The 18,766-nt window shown below is 36.9% G+C and carries 15 protein-coding genes; 10 read left to right on the forward strand and 5 right to left on the reverse strand.

What is annotated here, in order from left to right; genetic code table 11:
- Nucleotides 1-12: 12 nt before the first annotated feature.
- The 3 genes from MKZ11_RS24285 to MKZ11_RS24295 all read right to left on the reverse strand — a co-directional run bounded on the left by MKZ11_RS24285 (nt 13) and on the right by MKZ11_RS24295 (nt 2,612).
- A complete protein-coding gene (locus MKZ11_RS24285; RefSeq protein WP_340797158.1) occupies nt 13-336 on the reverse strand; it encodes a hypothetical protein in 324 nt (107 codons plus the stop codon).
- 62 nt (nt 337-398) lie between these two features.
- Nucleotides 399-1,505 (reverse strand): DNA polymerase III subunit beta, encoded by a 1,107-nt coding sequence (gene dnaN, locus MKZ11_RS24290; protein WP_340797293.1) that lies wholly within the window; start codon nt 1,503-1,505, stop codon nt 399-401.
- A 129-nt stretch (nt 1,506-1,634) separates the two neighbouring features.
- Nucleotides 1,635-2,612: a Rad52/Rad22 family DNA repair protein gene (locus MKZ11_RS24295; RefSeq protein ID WP_340797159.1), complete on the reverse strand. Its 978-nt coding sequence runs from the start codon at nt 2,610-2,612 to the stop codon at nt 1,635-1,637.
- Between the two features lie 400 nt (nt 2,613-3,012).
- On the opposite strand from MKZ11_RS24295, the gene MKZ11_RS24300 reads away from it, so the two are divergent.
- From MKZ11_RS24300 to MKZ11_RS24320, 5 genes are all read left to right on the forward strand, one after another.
- Nucleotides 3,013-4,593 (forward strand): hypothetical protein, encoded by a 1,581-nt coding sequence (locus tag MKZ11_RS24300; RefSeq protein ID WP_340797160.1) that lies wholly within the window; start codon nt 3,013-3,015, stop codon nt 4,591-4,593.
- A 200-nt stretch (nt 4,594-4,793) separates the two neighbouring features.
- The gene (locus tag MKZ11_RS24305; RefSeq protein ID WP_340797161.1) at nt 4,794-5,093 is read left to right on the forward strand and encodes a DUF4258 domain-containing protein; all 300 of its coding nucleotides are present in this window, start codon (nt 4,794-4,796) and stop codon (nt 5,091-5,093) included.
- Nucleotides 5,094-5,213: 120 nt separating this feature from the next.
- Entirely contained in the window at nt 5,214-6,368 is a 1,155-nt protein-coding gene (locus MKZ11_RS24310; protein ID WP_340797162.1) for a DUF3854 domain-containing protein, read from the forward strand.
- 813 nt (nt 6,369-7,181) lie between these two features.
- A complete protein-coding gene (locus MKZ11_RS24315; RefSeq protein WP_340797163.1) occupies nt 7,182-8,321 on the forward strand; it encodes a hypothetical protein in 1,140 nt (379 codons plus the stop codon).
- A 434-nt stretch (nt 8,322-8,755) separates the two neighbouring features.
- Nucleotides 8,756-9,685, forward strand: a complete 930-nt coding sequence (locus MKZ11_RS24320; protein WP_340797164.1) for a bacteriophage abortive infection AbiH family protein — start codon at nt 8,756-8,758, stop codon at nt 9,683-9,685.
- 321 nt (nt 9,686-10,006) lie between these two features.
- On the opposite strand, the gene MKZ11_RS24325 is transcribed toward MKZ11_RS24320, so the two are convergent.
- Together MKZ11_RS24325 and MKZ11_RS24330 are read right to left on the reverse strand one after the other, a co-directional pair.
- Nucleotides 10,007-10,978, reverse strand: coding sequence for a caspase family protein (locus tag MKZ11_RS24325; protein WP_340797165.1), 972 nt, complete (start codon nt 10,976-10,978; stop codon nt 10,007-10,009).
- A gap of 17 nt (nt 10,979-10,995) precedes the next feature.
- A complete protein-coding gene (locus MKZ11_RS24330; RefSeq protein ID WP_340797166.1) occupies nt 10,996-11,367 on the reverse strand; it encodes a TIR domain-containing protein in 372 nt (123 codons plus the stop codon).
- A 607-nt stretch (nt 11,368-11,974) separates the two neighbouring features.
- On the opposite strand from MKZ11_RS24330, the gene MKZ11_RS24335 reads away from it, so the two are divergent.
- The 5 genes from MKZ11_RS24335 (at nt 11,975) to MKZ11_RS24355 (ending at nt 18,764) form a co-directional block, all read left to right on the forward strand.
- Nucleotides 11,975-12,343, forward strand: a complete 369-nt coding sequence (locus MKZ11_RS24335; protein ID WP_340797167.1) for a hypothetical protein — start codon at nt 11,975-11,977, stop codon at nt 12,341-12,343.
- Between the two features lie 141 nt (nt 12,344-12,484).
- A complete protein-coding gene (locus tag MKZ11_RS24340; RefSeq protein ID WP_340797168.1) occupies nt 12,485-12,805 on the forward strand; it encodes a PrgI family protein in 321 nt (106 codons plus the stop codon).
- Between the two features lie 18 nt (nt 12,806-12,823).
- Nucleotides 12,824-13,738: a hypothetical protein gene (locus MKZ11_RS24345; RefSeq protein WP_340797169.1), complete on the forward strand. Its 915-nt coding sequence runs from the start codon at nt 12,824-12,826 to the stop codon at nt 13,736-13,738.
- On the forward strand, nt 13,686-15,782 hold the full coding sequence (locus MKZ11_RS24350) for a VirB4 family type IV secretion system protein (protein ID WP_445327064.1): 2,097 nt from the start codon (nt 13,686-13,688) through the stop codon (nt 15,780-15,782). The genes MKZ11_RS24345 and MKZ11_RS24350 overlap by 53 nt, the downstream gene beginning before the upstream one ends.
- Nucleotides 15,783-15,800: 18 nt before the next feature.
- On the forward strand, nt 15,801-18,764 hold the full coding sequence (locus tag MKZ11_RS24355) for a hypothetical protein (RefSeq protein WP_340797171.1): 2,964 nt from the start codon (nt 15,801-15,803) through the stop codon (nt 18,762-18,764).
- Nucleotides 18,765-18,766: the final 2 nt, after the last annotated feature.

Genomic DNA, 18,766 nt, shown 5'->3' on the forward strand with positions numbered 1-18,766 from the left:
TTTCTACACCCCTTACAAAAACCTGAAGGAAGAGGGTACACGCTGTTTCGGTGTACTTTCCAACTGGTGAATTTTAATTTGTATGGATTCTAATTGGGAATAGGGATGCTCCGGATCAAGACGAATATTACCTTCATCATCTTCCTCTGAAATTATTTCAAAAAGAGTATCACGTATATCGATTATGTCCACTACTGTTAGTTGATCGAAATCTATGTCTTTAATACTGAATTGATTAATTAATGCAGAATAGACGTGGACATAACTTTCGACATTCTCTACGATTTCTGTTTTAGTATTTATCAACTTTTCATTCATTTGATTAAACATGAACATTTATTTTCCTCCTAAAACACAAAGAGAGCGTAACTTAAACTCTACGCTCTCTTTGTGACTATTTATGATTGCCTAACAGGTAGTACTAGCTGTACAGCATTAGATTCATCACTTGCAGAAACAATGACAAAGGGCTTCATCGAACCATTAAAACGTAGGCGAACCGACGATTCATCCATTCGTTTCAAAGCATCTAATACATATTGTGCAGAAAAACCAATCGAAAAGTTCTCCTCGCCATCATATGTTTCGAATGCAAGTTCTTTAGTTCCTTTTGTCCCCGTCCCAGTAGCTTTTAATTCAACAAACAGTCCGTCTACTTTCAAATTAATGACACTATTAGACGAAATGGCTTGTAGTAACTCTAATCCATCTACAAATTCTTTTCGATTCACAACTAAATTTGTTTCAAAGTCTGTTGGAATCAACCTCGATACCTCCGGGAATACACCTTCAAGTAAACGGGATATTAATATTGTTTTCCCATTACCACTTGCAAGTGCAATAGATTGGTTATTAGGGAAAATCATCACATCTAAAGATAAGTCAAACGACTTCATAGCTTGATCTAGAATACTTGCCGGAACAGATAAGGCAAAGTCCTCTTCCTCGTGATGACAACCATCCAAGACGATTCGACTTAAACGGTGACTATCTGTTGATACAAAAACAGTTTCGTCTGTTTTAAATGACATATTAACTGCCATTAAGATTGGTCGCATATCATTTTTGGATGCAGCGAATGTTGTTCTAGAAACCATGTCAGCAAACGACGGTCCTGATAAGATTAGTGGAGATGAATTAGATTCAACCGCAATCTTAGGGTAGTCTTCTGCGTCCATCGTAGGAAACTCCAATTTAGTTTTGTTTTGTGAAACTGTAAGAACCGTATCATTTAACTCAAAAGTAATATTACCTTTCAATTTTTTAGCAACATCGAATGTTTCTTTCGAGAATACACTCCGACCTTGCTGAAGTACTTCATTACCTTCCACTTTATCCATCATTATTCTGTGAATGATACTTTCAGTTCCATCACTAGCCGTAAACATTAGACAATCTTCCTTCGATTCGACTAAAACTCCTGCTAATACCGGAATTGCTGATTTGGATGAAAGTAATCTTCCCATTTTTATGACCGCTTCATTAACCTCGATATTTGAAATCACAAATTTCAATTGGTTTCTCTCCTCATATCACGCCACCCGATTGGTGTGGACTTACAGAATTCTATAAAAAAAACACCTAAACAGATTGGCAGCAATAAATACTACAAAACTGTAAAAGTGTTTAACCTCTCACCCGACTTTTTCATCAAGATTCAAATCTTCCTTGATAAGTTCGAGTATTTTAGTACAATCCTCTTTTGTCATTTTCATAAGTAATGAGTAAACATTTTCGAATCCTTCTTTCAACACAATTTGTGCATAGAACAACATTCTCTCTTCGTCTAATCCTATAACCCGGCATGCTTTCACATACTGGTATACAGGAAATAGTACGTGATAAAGTCCGCCTAAATCATCTGCACTTGCTTCGGTGTAAGGAACTGTGACACCATTGATTTCTTGCAGTAACGGTGCAATGTATTCATACGGCATTTGAAGTGACTCAAGCAATTGATTAACAAGGAATAATGCTTTTGATTGTTTTTCTTCTGCAGTCAATTCCTTTTTGATTTCTATTTTGTTTTGTTGCTGCTGACTCGGTTGTTCTGTGGGTGTTGCCATAGGCTGCTGTGGAGCTGGAGCTTGGCCAGAAGGCAGTGCCCATTGAGGTAGTTTAGGAGTATCGAAATAACCCTCAAGAAAAGTATCTACCTTATTAATCTTGAAATTCCCATAAACATTGTGTTCACCGCGTTTCTTCAATTCAACCCAAAATGGTTGGATGTCGTAAAGATAACGACCAATACCCCACTGAACACCCGCGCGTTTTAATGCATTTGAATGTCCACCTTTTACTGCGTTAAAATCGCTAACTTCCGCGGCATCTGTACGTATGATCCACTCATCACCGATTTTTAGTGAAAGACGACATTGAAAAGCTTCGATTCCGCCTACTGTGATTTTATCAAAATGACTTTGCCAAAAACCTCCACATATCTCGTCTAAACGTTTCGTAGTTGATCTTACCGTGATATAAGGAAGTACCAATACGCGATAACCATTTTGACTTTTAGTTGCAGTTTGGACCCGCCATTCAATTTCTTTTAGATCAAATGGTTCTTTTAATGCCTCCATCAATTGTTTACTTTCAACGATATTATTCGTCATAACTAACACCCTTTCCCAATTTTTTAATTCTAGCTTTTTAAGTTGAGAAAACACAAAAAAGCCTTTGGAAAGTTTGATTGCATAGCAAAAAGAGAATAGATTGCTATGATACACAAACAGCCCAAAGGCTTTAAATAGTCGTCACCGCAGAATCACACCAAAAGGTGGATTTGCAAAAAAAATAAAAAGAAAGAATATACCACTAGTATACAAGACTTCAAGATAAATAGAAATTAAAATCTTCTCAAAGCCTATTTTCGTATGATATAGTTTCAGTAGCTAGTTAAACTTCATATACCAACAGCAAATACTGCTCATACCTCCTTTCATTATAAAGTGATAGGGTATGGGCTTTTTTTGTCTAAAATTATAACTGAGTAAATCGAGAAGGGGATTAATTATGGAAACAGAGATAAAACTATGTGTAATTTATGCACTTAATCCAATAGATATGGATGCAGAATTAGAATTGATGGACCTACTTCAAGAATTAGGATATAACTTGAACCTAATGCGAACAGTACGTGAATTGAATGTTTGGATGCGTTCAGCTAACAGTAAAATGCCATCGCTTTTCATAACAGACTTGTCTAATACTCAAAGTGATTTTAAAACCATTAGTACATTCCTTTCGGATATCACCATATTATGTATGCATGAGGATGCAGTGGATGAGGAAATTATGGATAATGGAATTTTGATCAACGCCTTTGAAACGTATGATGAAATCATTTCCTATCTGAAGACTGAAGATGATGAAGCAGCGGAAGCAGAACTATTTTATCAGAATAGACACGTTGACTCTTATTTTGAACTACCAGAACAGCCTTTTACTGATGATAATAGATTCGAACAGCCCCTAAACGAGAATTACGAAGTTAGTGAAGGTCATTCGGTAGCGAGAGATGATACAAGATTTGATGAACCACACCCGGCGCTCAAATCGATAACAGAATTTAATCATGTAACTAGTACGCAGGATGTACTACCCGTAAATACTCCGCCGCCACCTGCAGAAGAAAATCATTTAAAAGCAGAAAATCAGAGTAAAGAAACGAAAGCGCTCACGGATCCAATTCAACAAGAACCACCAGCTCTGGAAATTGAAGAAAATCAATACGATAAACGTTCTCGAAACGTACAAAAGGGTTTATTCGCTGACCAGCAAAGAGAAGGACATCGAATGGTTGGAATTTGGTCACCGTTGCATCGAATGGGTGTAACTTCACTTAGCATGAACTTTGCATTATTCTTGGCTCAAAATCGTATTAATATAGCGGTCCTCGAAGGGATAACCGGTCAATACGCGATGAAGGATTGGTTGAAGCGATATACACCAGTTCCTTCAAATTGGATTAGTTGTGCAAGAGCAATTCAAACGGACTCTACTCCTATTCACACGAGATGGAAATACTGCAACATAATGTTTTTGCCATTGGATAAAAATGATCCGCAATATGAATGGAACTCCTTATCCCTGGATGCATACATGAGTACATCTAAAGTCAAAGATGTTGATGTAACGCTTGTTGATATGCCAACTGGGAAAATGGCGGATTATACGCTAGACTCTCTACATCATCTAGATGAATTATGGGTTGTGGTGGATGATTCAATCCAAGAAATTTTAGCTTGGAAAACTTATATTATGCAAATGAAAGAACAGACGAAAGTATCGATTCATTTGGTATTTAATAAGTATTATTCGTTTTCACAAAACGAACGAATTTCAATAGAATTAGGAATACCGTTAATTTGTTCCATTCCATCACTTCATGAGGAAACCATGCAGAATTACTATGAAAAGGTACCTCTGTATTTCCATGACTCTGTACAAGAAAAAGTAGACGAGGCCTTTATAGAATTAGCATCACATTTATTCAAGTCTAAATTCATCCTAAAAAAAGATGATGATGTCTTCAAGAAGTATACCTGGACCTCAAGATTACTAGCTCCCTTCAAATCATTTGTAAACCGTTGAAGACAAAATGGAAACATGTTACACTAGACGCAATACTTTTTCTTTTACTTTTAATGCAAATTCACCTTTTGGTGTAATTCTGCGGTGACGAACATTTAGCGGTCTTTGGACTCAGTGTGATTTGACACATTTATTTGTGTGCAATGAACAACGAATCCAAGGACCGCTTTTTGCATTATTAAATATAGGGGGCGTATCCATTGGAAATGAAACAAATTAAAAAAGCATTACTACAAGAGAAAATACGCATCACAGAACAAGCGAAAAAACGTATGAAAAAAAGAGGCTATACAAATTCAGATATTATCTCCTGTATATGGGGAGGCGAACTAACGAAGATTCAATTATTTATGAATAGAGTATGTGTGTTTTTGGAAGGAAAGGACATGGATGGTTTACCAATTATCCTTGTTGTTGGTGAAGATAATTTGGATCCTAATCAACTGGAAATTGTTTCTGTCATTCCTCCAATTAATAAGAATTTCAAGTGTGTAATTTAATCTAAAAGTATGGATAAGGGGTGTTGTCGTATGATTAATACGTTGAGGAGAACAAAGATGAAAGGGTGGTACGAATACTACAGAGAGACATGTCCTATTTGTAGTAAGAGTAGTGGTTGCATGATTAATGAAAAAGGCGATACTGTTGCTTGCATTCGTGTAGAGAGTAATATTGTTTTTTCTCATAATTTCCAGTCATGGATACACCGACTGGTAGAGAAGAGGGACCTTGATACCAAGGGTTTGGGCGATGCTGTAAAAACTAACAAAAAGGTTTCCTCCACGATTCTAGATTCTGTATATTGTATGTTAATACAAAGTACTGATATAAGTGAATCTCATTATCTACATTTGTCAGATACTAAACGAGGTATGACGGCACATGAAATACAAATTCGTGGTTATCGTTCATTTCCAAAAAAACCTTGGGAAACAGTAAATGACATTTCAAAACGGACCGGCTATAAGAAGTTTCCTGGTGTCCCTGGATTCTATCGAAACCAATATGGTTGGACCATTGCTGGTATGGAAGGAGTAATGATTCCATATCGTAACCATTACAATCAAATTGTGGGGTTCCAAATTCGGGTCGATCATCCAAGAAATGATGTTGAAATTAATACAGGGAAAATTGAATATTTGAAAGCAAGAGTTGTAAAGCAGCCTGGACTTGTCCAAGCTTATGTTGATGGTGAAATGGTTTGGGAAAAAGAAATGAAAGTTAGACAAACCGAAAATGTTATATCAGGTAAAGATACCGGTACTGTGAAATTGGTAAAAGGTCAACGTTACTTCTGGCTATCCTCCGCCACTAAAGAAGACGGGACAGGTGCAGGTGATCCGGCTCCAGTACATGTAGCAGTTCCTACAAGTCAATTAGATACGTGGGAAAGTAGCACGCTACATACAGCTGATTCTGTTTGGATCACAGAAGGTGCGCTTAAAGCCGATATTGCAGTTGAACATATTGAAAAAGTATACAAATCAGAAGAACTGAAGGACATTGGTTCTACTGTGGTAGCGATACCTGGAGTTAATACTTGGCGAATAGTTATGCCAGTACTCGAAGAAATGGGTGTCAAACATGTTAATATCGCATTTGATATGGACGCAATGTCAAATCCGTATGTAGAGTATTATTTAAAAGAACTTGCTATTGAGTTGAAAAATAAAGGGTATACAGCAAATTTAGCCATATGGAATGAAAATGACGGAGTCGGAATCGATGATGTTTTAATAAATCGTCGTATTCCTCAATTAAGAAAATTATTTTAGTTTCAATTGTAGTATGACAAAAAAGATCTTTACTTAACAAAAAAGTTCTTTACTCAATATACAATTACTTTCCCTATCACTGCCCGCTGACATTAAAGTCGGTTACACATTACAATAAAGTTGTATACTAAAAAATCGTCTTCTAGGGATCCATTTCTCCTAAAGACGGTTTTTTCTTTTCTTCATAAACGTTTTAAAATCAATTAGAAAAAATAACAGGTCGGTTACAGTTACTTCAGAGAAATAAGTGAGCTTATGTGGTACCAACTATAATGTAAGCGGACAATTATTTGAATACGAGGATATCAGGAATCAAGTTATGGAAGGGAATGAAATTAACGGCTGCCAGCCATGTGGCAGCCGTTAATTTGTTTTACAAATAATTTGAAATGCAGTAAAGAACTTTTTTGTTATGAAAAGTCCTGAATTATGACAATTGTTACAATCAGCAAAGTTCTTTTCATCTTATTTCGGAATCATTGGTTTTTGAGGGGTCCTCAGTAAAGGACTTTATTGTTACACAACATCAATTGTTGTCCGCTGACAATAAAGTCGGTTACTCTTTACAATAAATTTGTAAACTAAGAAATCGACTTCTAGGAATTTATTTTTCCTGAAGCCGGTTTTTTCTTTTCTTCTCCTAAGTTTTCGAGCCTATCTTTAAGTAACAGGTGCCGTTGATGTTTAACACCAAAAAAAGTGAAAACCTAGATAATTTCCAAACTGAACTTTTTCAGATTAACATATTTGCATAAAAATATCAGAATAATATGATATGTTATACATAGAAGATATTTTGAAAGGGGAATGCTTATGTATGAAAGACTTTCTGTAGAAGAAAGGGAACAACTACTGTCATTAGTTACTATAGAACAACGTGACTTTTTAGAGAACAAAGTGAAGCGTGGAAGACGTACCATCTTTGAAAATGCTATGAGAGATGAAAAAATCACAGCTATCAAGTCTGTAGACACCGCACTTGAAGAAGAAGAAAAGAATGTCGTGGACTGGATAATTACTGATTTTATTGATTTTGGATTGGGAAATCTCGGTGGTCAGTGTGCTTGTGGTCGACGGTTACGTTATCAGTTTACTGTTGGGCATCAGAATACAGGAAAAACGATACAATATGGTAAAGATCATTTGAGTACCTTCTTGAATATTGATGTAAAAGATATTGATGGCGTTATCAATGAATTAGATAAGTCTGACCATGAACTCGATGAACTGCTTTGGAAAATAAAGCATGACGAGTACGGTCACGAGTATTATGAAAAAACACCAGATAAAACGGTAGTTTCCAAAAAAATTGTAAAGCATATCGAGGTTAATATTCCTTTATTAGACCGTCAAATTAATCGACTAAAGAAGTATTTTGAAGAACAAATGGAAGCTATCTTGGAAGAAAAACGAAAAAACCAGCGTGAAATCGAACTTGAAAAGAGACAACAGGAAAACGAGCGAATTGAAAAGCTACTAAGAGAAATGAAACAAATCGAGGATTTGTTGGAAGCTGAAAGAAAGGCTCATCGTGATGCTGAATTCAAAAGGGAACAACAACAAAATGAGTACCATGAAAAGCTACTAAGAGAAAAGAAAAAACAAGATGCTGCACGAGTTGAAGCTTTTAAAGAACAGGTTGGTTATGGGGCTAAATTTGAGGATATCGTTTTCTCGCTTGTATTGAATGGTGTACATAGTGCGGTAGAGATTAGTTGGATTATGGTGAATAATTTTGACGTTGATAAACGTATTTCTATAAGTACGATGGGTAGACCGTATATATATTTTGATGTGCTCGTCGCTTTGAGGAAACAAGTTGATAATGGTAATCTAATTATGGATGAATCATCGGATATCATGGATTGTGTTTTCTATATGAATCCCTATCAAGATGAACTGAAAAATAACGAAAGTCAGGAACAACTACAACAAGAGTTTTCACTGTTTTAACTGAAGTAAAAGTTTACCCCGAATTGTTTTCACCAACTAAAAGGTTTAATAAAAAACAATGATATAGGGGATCAATCAATGCGAGGGACGACTATAGAAGCCTGCTCTGTGGTAGCCGTTAATATACTTTACAAATAATAAGAAATGCAGTAAAAAAATTTTTATCCTATTAATAAATATTTATCGGCGTTTTTGTTGGTTTTTGAGAGGTGTTATTTTATTGGATATTAAGTTAAAATTGCTCTAGATTGTGAAGGGCTTAACTTAAACTAACGGGGCAGTTTAGTTGAACAAGAAATTAGGGGGAATTAAACTTATATTAGAACGGATGTGGGTTAATTATGTCTGAACACATTATTGATTATGTTATTTCAAAAGTTTATTAAATAAGATATATTGGAAGAAATAATTGTTATTATGAAATGAGGAGCAAAATGAATTTATTTATTATAGGAAATGGTTTTGATCAAGGACATTCTTTGCCTACTAAATATTGGGATTTTAGATCTTTTTTAGGAGAACATCAGCCTATTTTTTTAGACGATTTTGAAAGTAAATATGGGTTTTGGGGTGAGGAGTTAGAAACACACCTATGGAATAATATTGAATTTAATTTAGCTGATTTACAGGAAGATATTCTCTTTGAACAAATGTACCAAAGTACAGATTTAGGTTTAGAAAGTGGCAATATTGGTATTGAAGATACTTTAAAGTATCATTTTAGAGAAGAATTCAACTATATTGAAAAGTTAACGTTCTATTTGAAAGAATGGATTGAACAAGTAAATCAAAAGTTAAACGGTATGATTAGAAGAACTTCTTTAATCAAAGAAAACAACCATGATATATTTCTGAACTTTAACTATACTACTACATTGGAAGAATTATATAGTATTAAAGAAGAAAAGATTTTACATATACATGGCGTCGTAAATTCTGACGAAGATTTGGTATTAGGGCATTCAAATTTAGAAAGAATCACTTATTTCGAAAATAAATGTAGTGAATTTCAAAATATAGGAGATGAACAATCCTCACCTATATATGAAACGTTGGCTAGATATTGTTTCATTACATATAAGGACGTAAGTGAATATATAGTTCGGTTAAATTCATTAGATTTCAATTCTATTGAAAAAATAATGATAATTGGTCATTCTCTAAGTGACGTAGATTTACCGTATTTTAAAGAAATAAAACGAAGTATTGGGGTAGATGTAGAGTGGAACATTTATTATTTTGATGAAAATCAAAAAGGTGAATTTAAAGTACAATTAAAAAAAATAGGTGTAAATGAACAACAAATAAACATGATTCCTTCTTCTGAATTCTATGATCTACCTATCATAGAAAAAATATCATAAAAAAGTCCGTGACAATCGCTGGATTGATAAGATATTTAGCTTTGCTCATAATTCCTCGTTGCCAATGATGCTATCAGTGGTGTAAAGTCAAAAATATAAAATGTTAAGGATTATGAAAGATAAAAGCCTAACCCCACGTAACTGGAACGAGGAATTAGGCTTATGCTCTTACACAATCACCCCAATATATTGAATAATTCATTTAATTAAACTTGAAATTTTTCTTTTCAATTTAATAGTCAAATCTACATCCTTTTCTAAATGACTAGGTATCCAAGGGGTGTAAACATATTGTTCACACTTTATTGATGTCCTCATTATTTATATTCTATCCTTCTCCACAAGTCTTCTGTAATGTTCTCCTAATGAAGTAAGTTTACATGCTTTACTCTCCATTGCTGCATTCCACATATGATCTGCATTTATAGGTACTAATAAATTTAATCTATTATATTGTTGAAGGACCGCAAATGTTTTTGTGTTTTCTTCTATCGGGGAAGGCATATGCTCGTCGCGTCCTTTTTCTTCAGGTTCATAAGTAGGGTCTAAAGGATATTCAAACCCTGCAACCGGGAAAAAATCAACAATTTTTCTCAAATCACTTGTTGATATTCTAGGTGATACTTTTCTTAAAGATACAAACTGTTTTACGTTCGTCTTAAATACCGGTCTTTGTTCCCAAGCACCCAATGACTGATCAATATGTGCATAGATACTTCCTGGCGTAACGTCGCCGGTAAGATTAGCCGCACTTCCATGCAGTGCATCTACTAAAAGCGTTGTAAAAACTCCTCTTCCATTTTCTTCTGATGCATATTGTTCTTTTGAAGACGCAGTTAGCACTGTTATACCTTCTGCTAAATTAGCTGTTTCTTGACCTGGTGAGTCTCCCATTTGTCCGGAATGACAACTGTCTAGGATGATTATCTTGTTCTTTGCTGGTGAGTTATTGGCATAAGTCAATATATCAGTCAAAGAAATACCACTATCACCACGGTCAGAATCACTAGCGATAATATAACCGCCAGATGCTTCGATATATCCATGACCAGCAAAGTAGAACAACACAACGTCCATATCTTTTTTAAATAGCTCTTCAATGCTATCTTTAAGCTCATTTCTTTGGATCAAATTATTTGGACCGGTTCCTGTAAGTAGATTACAATCGAAATTTAAACTACCACCATCATCTCGCCCCAAAACAGCATTTACGCTATGTGCATCGTTCACACAACCAAATAAGGGGGAAACATGCATATAATGATCTATCCCTACAATTAATGCCGCACGCATATATACACCTCCTTCTTCTAAAGACTATCAATAAAATTCTTTATATTATCCCAAGTCCACACTTTAGTACTTAAACCTTCGATATTTGTTCTATCATTCTTATAAGCCCAAATTCCTAACACTTTTTTTTGTTCTTCTTTAGAGCAAAGAATTTCCCACTCTTGTCCAGTAGATTCTAATGAGTTTTTGCTAATCAATGCAATTACACCATCTGATCTTTTAATCCGCGTCCGAACACGTTTTTTCCATTCAGAATCATAAGGTTCCTTTACAGACATATCAATATACTCAAATGATGAATTTGTGTTTAGTGATTGTCCTTTCAAAAAGTCTCTTTGCCCTTCATCTTCAATTGCAAAAGCAATAAAAATTGTTTTTTTATTAGTCATTTTCTACTCTCCTCTTTTATTCCATTAAAGAACCTGGCCCGTTTGCGGCATAAAGACGTTTTTACGAATTAGCAGAGTCTCTATAGTAAGTATAGCATTTGTTTTTCTGAAAAGTATAATTATTATCTTTAAATATTTAGAAGATATGAAGTGGTAAAGGTATTGTCACTCACTGGTACAATCTATGTCCTTGGCTGCGATACCTGTTTGTTGCAGCAGTCTTAACTCACTCTCTTTGTATATATAGAAAAGCTTTTACATTTGTAAACAATGATTTGATTATTTCAGACTTGTTTCTTGAAATACAGTAAGACTTACTCTTGATAAACATCATATTTGAAATTTACTTATTATCTTGTGAACTGATGGTTATTATAAGTTTTTTTAAAGAAACCACACATTACTACATTGTTTAATTATGGAAAGAGGTTCTTTAAATTCACTTGTCATCGGGAATCTGTTTTGCTATGATGTATTCAAGTTAATAGATTCGAATGGGAATACCCCACTGAAAACATGACTTCACGCCCTGCGTGAGCCTTGTCGTGTTTTCAGTGGGGTTTTTTTGTGTTTATGGAAAACTCTATAATTTTTCGGAGGTGAAAAAATGAAAGCTTTAAAACGCGTCTTAGGTGTTGCAGCTGTATTTATGATGGTTTTATTACTAATGGATTCAAATGCAGCATTAGCAGCGGATGTTTCAGATGCTATGAAACAGTCCGGGATTACTAAAACCGGTGATATGACAGGAATTTACAAAGATTTGACTGGTGTAGTTTATTTCATTATGGCACTTGGAGGATTCTGGATCGTTGGAATGCTCGTGTGGGGTGGCATGACGCTAGCTGGTAGTGGTGGCAATCCACAGAAACGGACAGAGGGATTTATTAAATTATCCTTGGTCCTAGTAGGCGCTTATATAATTTTCAAAGCCTACGATATTGCTGGTTGGGCGACTGGTCTTGGTGGTAGTTAACTAGATGTCATTCTTATAAATTAACCACTCATTTAGCGAATCGGTATAGGTATCGAAGGTCATACCATTAACTATTGAAAAGCACCTTCTTTGTTTGTAGAAAGAAGGTGCTTTTCAATAGTGGTTGAAAGGAGCAGCATTATGCGAAATGAAAAAGTGCCCATAGATATGACGTCAGAACAAAAAGAAATATTGGGATTGCTTTCAAAACGGCAACTCATGTACATAGCGGGGGGCGGATTGATTTTATATGCCTATATTCCAATTGTTTTTAAAATGCTGTCTGGAGCTGGATGGATTATAGCATCAATCGGGGCTTTATGTTCAGCAGCACCAACGCTAGCAATAATATTTTTTCTCGGTTTTATTAAAGTTGAAAAATTTAATATGAATCGGGACTATTATTATTGGATTAAGTTACAAAGGAGAACACAATACGGCTCATGGCGTAAGGGTCAATAAAAGGAGGAAATTAGTGTAATGAAAGACATCCTATTTTTAGTGACAATGGGCCTCATTGTTTACGTTGTTGCTCGAATTATTCTAAAAGAACCTATTTTACCGTGGGTGAAAAAGAATGAAGTGAAGGGTATACAACCGACTGTTAAAGGTAAGAAGAAAGGGAAAACAAATACCGGAAATCCTTTAGATGAAATAGAGGCAGTACCATTTCGTGAATTATTTCCTCATGTCTATAAAATTGAAAACCATATGATTCGGCATAACGATAATACATTTACCATGATGGCCGAAGTCGAGCCAGTTAACTATTTCTTATTGGACCAGGAAGAGCAGGAAGGAATAGACGCCACATACGAAACCTGGCTATCACAACTAAACTACTCTATACGGATTTACACGCAGAACCGATTTGTAGACTTGACTTCGCCTATTAAAGAGATTCAGAAAGTGATGGAACACGATGTAGAGTTACATCCGCTTGCATTTCAGTTTGGTCAAAATATGATTAACGATTTGATTAACTGGCAAAATGAACAACCGCGTTATGAAACTAAAACATTTCTGCTTTTTGATTATATGGTGGACACCAAAGAAATCAAAGCTGATGATTCGGAAGAAATGGAAGCAAAAATTATAGATAAAGCGTTTAGTGAATTGAATAGACGAATAAATACAGCAAAAGGTCAACTTCGAAAAGCGGATATGAATGTCCATATGCTTGCTACCGATGGCATTAGTGAAGTTTTGTACTACGGATTTAATCGAAGAAAAGCAAAAAAAAATCATTACAGGGATATTGAAGATCAAGAACAGTTGGCGCTTTACACAACGGCCGATCAAACTCCATCAAAAATAATGCGTGTGAAAGGGGAAATAGAGGATGCCCATAGGGATATTCAACAAGAAGAAAGTAAGCAAGAACAAGCAATCTGAAACACCTGTTGAAAAAGAAATCGAGGACAGTCAACTCCAGATTAATATGAAACCCGATGTGTGGGATGTAATTGCACCTGAAGGTATCGGTATTTCTGATCTGTCCGATGACTATGGAATCATCAAACAATCATTAGGGAGCAAAACTTACTTTCGTCCCTGGTATGTACCAAGAGATGGCTATCCCCGAAAGATGCAAACGAATTGGCTTTATGCGATAACCTCTAGCGGTGAAGCGGATGTAATGTTTGATATCCATAAAATCCCGAAGACTGATGCAATCCGTATGCTCCAGAAGCAAAATACTATTGTAAAGTCGAACCTTGCCTTTCAAAAGAAGCGAGGAAATCAAGACTCAATAATGGATAATGAAACGAAAATTGCCGACACGGAAATTCTAATGGAAGAAATACAATTTAGTGATAACGATTTATACCATGTTGGAATTACTGGTGCATTGTATGCCGATTCGGAACGTGAACTTGATAAATACAGTGAATACATGGAAGACGAGATGAGTTCAAAGTTCTTCAAGATCACGTCAACTTGGGGGCGAGTGAAAAAAGGATTTAGATCCATCACACCACTTGCTTTCAATGAGATAAAAGACTCGCTTCGTAACGTGGATCGGCGTTCATTGTCTACATTTTCACCGTTTATTTCAGGTAGTGGAAAGTTTAATGGTGGTATTCCAATTGGTCGAAATAAAATCACTGGACAAAAAGAATTCTATAATGCATTTGGTACTTATGAAATAAGACCTGAAAACTATAATATGGCCATATTCGGAGTGTCGGGTTCTGGTAAATCTCTAGCGATGAAGTTGTTATTGGCCCGGGAAACAACTGGACTAGCTGTCTATTCACGATTAATTGATGTAGAGGGAGAATTCGTTTCCATCGTTAAAGCATTAGGCGGTGTGAGTTTGAACCTTTCTGAGGAAAGCAATATTCGAATTAACCCTCTGGCTATTAACGTTTCCAGTATCCCGTTTGAAAACGATGATGAAGAAATGGAATTGCTTGAAAATGCAGATGAACGTGAAATTGTAGAGAAGAATGGTAAAAAATACGTTTCATTTGTACCTATTCGCGAAAAAATTAATGAAGTTATAGACTTCTTCGACATTATTTGTCGCGGTAAAAATCAAGAAGACTCTGGCATTAATGTCTTTGAAAGAAATTATGTTGAAGAGGCTCTTAAATACCTCTACACAGATAAAAAAGCAGGTTTCAATTATACAACCAGTCCTAAGTCTCTCTATGAATCAAAGCCAAAACAAGTAGATGGGAAGATTGTTCAATCAAGGGTACGTAAACCAGAACCGACGATAAGTGATGTCTATGCCTATTTAATAGACCATTATAAAATGGAGCCCAATGCAGAGCGTATTCTTGCCGCCATTCGACCGTTTCTTCATGATGGCTCTAAACCTATATTTGACGGTCAAACATTTTTAGGTGATGACCAGATTGTTGATCTCCATTCAGCACAATTAGTCAACTTCAATATATCTCAGATGGAAGAAGGATTTTTACGCCCGATTGCTTATCATGTAATCCTCAACTATATATGGGAGTACTTTGTTAAAAACGTTGATAATGAGCGACTTAAAAAGATTGTTTATGCAGACGAATTTTGGACACTTGTTGATAATGATCAAACTGTTTCATTTGCGGAAAAAGTTGCACGTCGAGCACGTAAAAGGAATGCAGGGCTTCGGATTGCTTCCCAAGACTTTGTTCGTATACTGGAATCTAAAAAGGCAAGGGGAGTTCTTCAAAATACACATACGTTTTTCTTCTTGAAACAAAACAAAATAGATCTCAAATTAATAGAAGAAAACTTTGATCTCTCTAAAGGAGAAATCAATATACTCTTCCAAAATCCCGATAAGGGAGAAGGAATTCTAAGGGTCGGACGTTCCAGTGTTTGGTTGCAAACGGATCCTTCAAAAGAAGACATTGACTTCATTGAAAGTAACATCGCGGTATTGGAAGAGAATCGTAGGCGGAAGAACAAAAAAATGTCTTCCCAGTATTAATAGAAAGGGGGAGTGAATTTGCTCGGAGCCATTGGAGATAAATTACTCAAGGTTTTTGAATCGATTGTGCAGTGGTTTTTTGAAAGTTTAATTGAACCATTTAAAGATTTACCGACACTTAAAAAACTAGTTTTCGGGGAACATAAAGAAGGGAAATTGGTCTGGGGAACATTCGAGCCAACTGATTTGACTCTTGGTTTTGAACCATTATTCAATACGATGGCGATATTGTCTGGCTTCGTTTTAGTGGCTTTGATAGTAGTCTACGGAATGAGGATTGCCGGCGCACCGCTAAACCCGAGTCGTCGGAATGAGAGTATCGAATTTATCAAAGACCTTGTGTTTGTCGGAATCGTGTTGGTTAACCTACCGACTTTATACGATTTACTTTTTACGATTAACTCGTCTGTTGTCAATTTATTTGCTGGTTCACATGAAAGTAATCTTGACAACATAAAAAAAGACTTTCTATTAGAAGAAGGTGCAAAAGGTGTAATCGGATTGATCTTCGTTCAGTTGGTTTTACTTGGACTTACGATATGGGCGAGTTTCTATTACTTAATGAGAAAAGTGACGCTTATCATTCTAATGTCGATGGGCCCACTGATGCTTGCATTTTGGTTATCACCACGGTTCAAATCACTGACTGGTTCATGGTTCAAGGAGCTTGTAGGTTCAATATTTGTACAAGCGATCCATGCATTTGTGTTCTGGACTGTTGCTGTCTTATCAGCAACTTCAACTGGTATTGTAGAAACTGTTATCGTCTATGTCATCTTTATTCCGATATCCGAATCCATCCGTCGTCTCTTTAATATGGGTGGGGATATGCAAGGTGGTTTTGCTAAAGCAGGTGCCATGATGGGTATGGCTGGACTAGCAGGGATGTATGGGGCTGCTAAAGGAGCCTTCGATGGTAAAGGTGTAACAGGTTCTCTTAAAAATGCGTATGAAGGCGTTAAAAACAATACTAAAGGAAAAGATGCTGGAGGCGGCGATGATCTAAAGAAAACACTTGGTGCAGATGCTGGTGGAGATGCCGGTACTTCTACACGTGCTGAAAAAATGCTCCGTGCAGGTGATGTAGTAGGGAAAATGGGTAAAGCGACATTCGGAATGGCTGGTGCTGTTGCCGGTATGGGTTTAGGTCCTGTCGGAGCCATGGCCGGTGCAACTGCCGGCTTTGAGCTTGGCGGTGTAGCAGGCGGGTTAACCGGGCGTGTAGGTGCCGCCGCAGTCCAAGGTATTGGAACACGATTAAATAAGGGAATTGGAGGTGCCAAAGCTTTTAAAACCAACAGTTCCCAGGGCTTCGAGGAAGAGTTATCGAATGAAGTTGCAGATCGTTCTACAGCTAGTTGGGCGGATGAAAATAAGGGAGCACAACTAGCGGGATTACGTGAACGTTTCCCGGATGCTTCAGATGGGGAAATTGCATCTAAATTCGATGCGATAAAAGAACAAAAGCGCTCGGGATTTTATAATGATGCAAAAAATAATTTGCAAGCCTCTAATTTATACGATGGGAAAAGTAAGCCTAACACGCAAAACCTAGCAAGCGGATTGGCTGGTGTTAAAACAGCTCAAATGGGAGACGATTTTGTAAATTCCCAAATTGCAAGGGGAGTAAGTGGAGACGTCGCGCGACGGGATTGGAACGATAATCATAAGCCGCAAGCACACGCTAAGAATTTAGAAATGTTTAAAGGGAGCGTCGACCAGGCAAGCAATAATAGCTTTGGAACATTCAATGCTGGAAGTGCCGCCCATAAAGTCGCCGTTGGAGCCGGACAAGCTGGTGCATTCGTATTAGGTGCAGCAGGGATAACAGGTGGAGCTAAAATTCTAGCGGGTGGATACCGGGCGGTTGCGGAAGGTTCGCGAGCTGCGGTTGTAGCCAACAGTTCATTGCATAATGAAAGTGTCAGTGGTATAAAAAATATTGCTAGAAACACTATCCCATCTGCAAAAGCTGGATGGAGAACCGCAACTAATCAACTTGCAGAACAACGTGGCGGTGCAGTAGAAGCACAGGCGGGCTATCAAGAATCGGCGGGATATGGAACAGGAATGATATTTGGTACTGGTGGTTACCAGGCTGCGAAGAAAATGGCTAATAAATTTTCTCCATATAGCCAATCCGTTCAATCGGCAATTTCTTCTCCAGGTGAAGCAATACAGATGGCGAAAACGACAACTGACGATCATGGGAATGTTTCGTTAGCGCAAGGAGCTATTAGACAAGTCACAACAGCTCAGGAATCATACATCGAGGTAGCAACAAAAAGCGGGGAGAGAAAAATTGTTTCCCGTAAAGGGTCGGGTCATAGTGGCATGCGAGAAGGAGACGTCGTGTATCAGGACTTAGTAGCTGATGGAGATACGTTGAGCGCAAGCTCGCCATCAACTTATCGTTTAGACAGTGCTGGAGGACGCGCACCATCATCCGTCCAAGTTAACAGTGATCCGAGCACGTTGCTAGGAAGTGCAAGGTCAGGTCAGACACATCAACCTGTTGCACGTAGACAAGCGCCTGTATTTAATCAAGCAGTCGACAATGGTAGTTTCTATACAAACGATTTGGCAGCACAAGGTATGGATAATGTGCAAGTTGTGGTTGAAAAGGATCGTCAATTCATGACTGCTGATAAAGGCGGAGTTACCTATCGAGTATCACAGGTTTTCTCAGGAGATTCCCGTTTACAAGGCTCCGAATCAGTTCAGATCCCGGTCGAAGTATCGAATCATACAATTAGGCCAAAAAATAGTGGGAATTCGACAGTAGCAGTTCAAGCAAATGTAACATCAGGTGGTATACAGACAAGTGAATCAGTGCCGTATTATTCTACAAAGAGCACACGGGGACTGATTGATAACTTAGAGGATCTAATGACATCAAAACACGCGGACCGTGCAAATCGGTCTGTAAATCAACGAGAGTCACTAGATGCAGTTAGAAGAAAACAAGGATTGTTGGGGTGAAA

The organism is Sporosarcina sp. FSL K6-1508 (assembly GCF_038007465.1).
Classification (GTDB): domain Bacteria; phylum Bacillota; class Bacilli; order Bacillales_A; family Planococcaceae; genus Sporosarcina; species Sporosarcina psychrophila_B.

Bases quoted from the DNA above. Each gene is read 5' to 3' on its own strand.
- MKZ11_RS24285 (WP_340797158.1), bottom strand. From the start codon at position 336: ATGTTCATGTTTAATCAAATGAATGAAAAGTTGATAAATACTAAAACA.
- MKZ11_RS24295 (WP_340797159.1), bottom strand. From the start codon at position 2,612: ATGACGAATAATATCGTTGAAAGTAAACAATTGATGGAGGCATTAAAA.
- MKZ11_RS24300 (WP_340797160.1), top strand. From the start codon at position 3,013: ATGGAAACAGAGATAAAACTATGTGTAATTTATGCACTTAATCCAATA.
- MKZ11_RS24310 (WP_340797162.1), top strand. From the start codon at position 5,214: ATGATTAATGAAAAAGGCGATACTGTTGCTTGCATTCGTGTAGAGAGT.
- MKZ11_RS24315 (WP_340797163.1), top strand. From the start codon at position 7,182: ATGTATGAAAGACTTTCTGTAGAAGAAAGGGAACAACTACTGTCATTA.
- MKZ11_RS24320 (WP_340797164.1), top strand. From the start codon at position 8,756: ATGAATTTATTTATTATAGGAAATGGTTTTGATCAAGGACATTCTTTG.
- MKZ11_RS24325 (WP_340797165.1), bottom strand. From the start codon at position 10,978: ATGCGTGCGGCATTAATTGTAGGGATAGATCATTATATGCATGTTTCC.
- MKZ11_RS24330 (WP_340797166.1), bottom strand. From the start codon at position 11,367: ATGACTAATAAAAAAACAATTTTTATTGCTTTTGCAATTGAAGATGAA.
- MKZ11_RS24335 (WP_340797167.1), top strand. From the start codon at position 11,975: ATGAAAGCTTTAAAACGCGTCTTAGGTGTTGCAGCTGTATTTATGATG.
- MKZ11_RS24340 (WP_340797168.1), top strand. From the start codon at position 12,485: ATGCGAAATGAAAAAGTGCCCATAGATATGACGTCAGAACAAAAAGAA.
- MKZ11_RS24345 (WP_340797169.1), top strand. From the start codon at position 12,824: ATGAAAGACATCCTATTTTTAGTGACAATGGGCCTCATTGTTTACGTT.
- MKZ11_RS24350 (WP_445327064.1), top strand. From the start codon at position 13,686: ATGCCCATAGGGATATTCAACAAGAAGAAAGTAAGCAAGAACAAGCAA.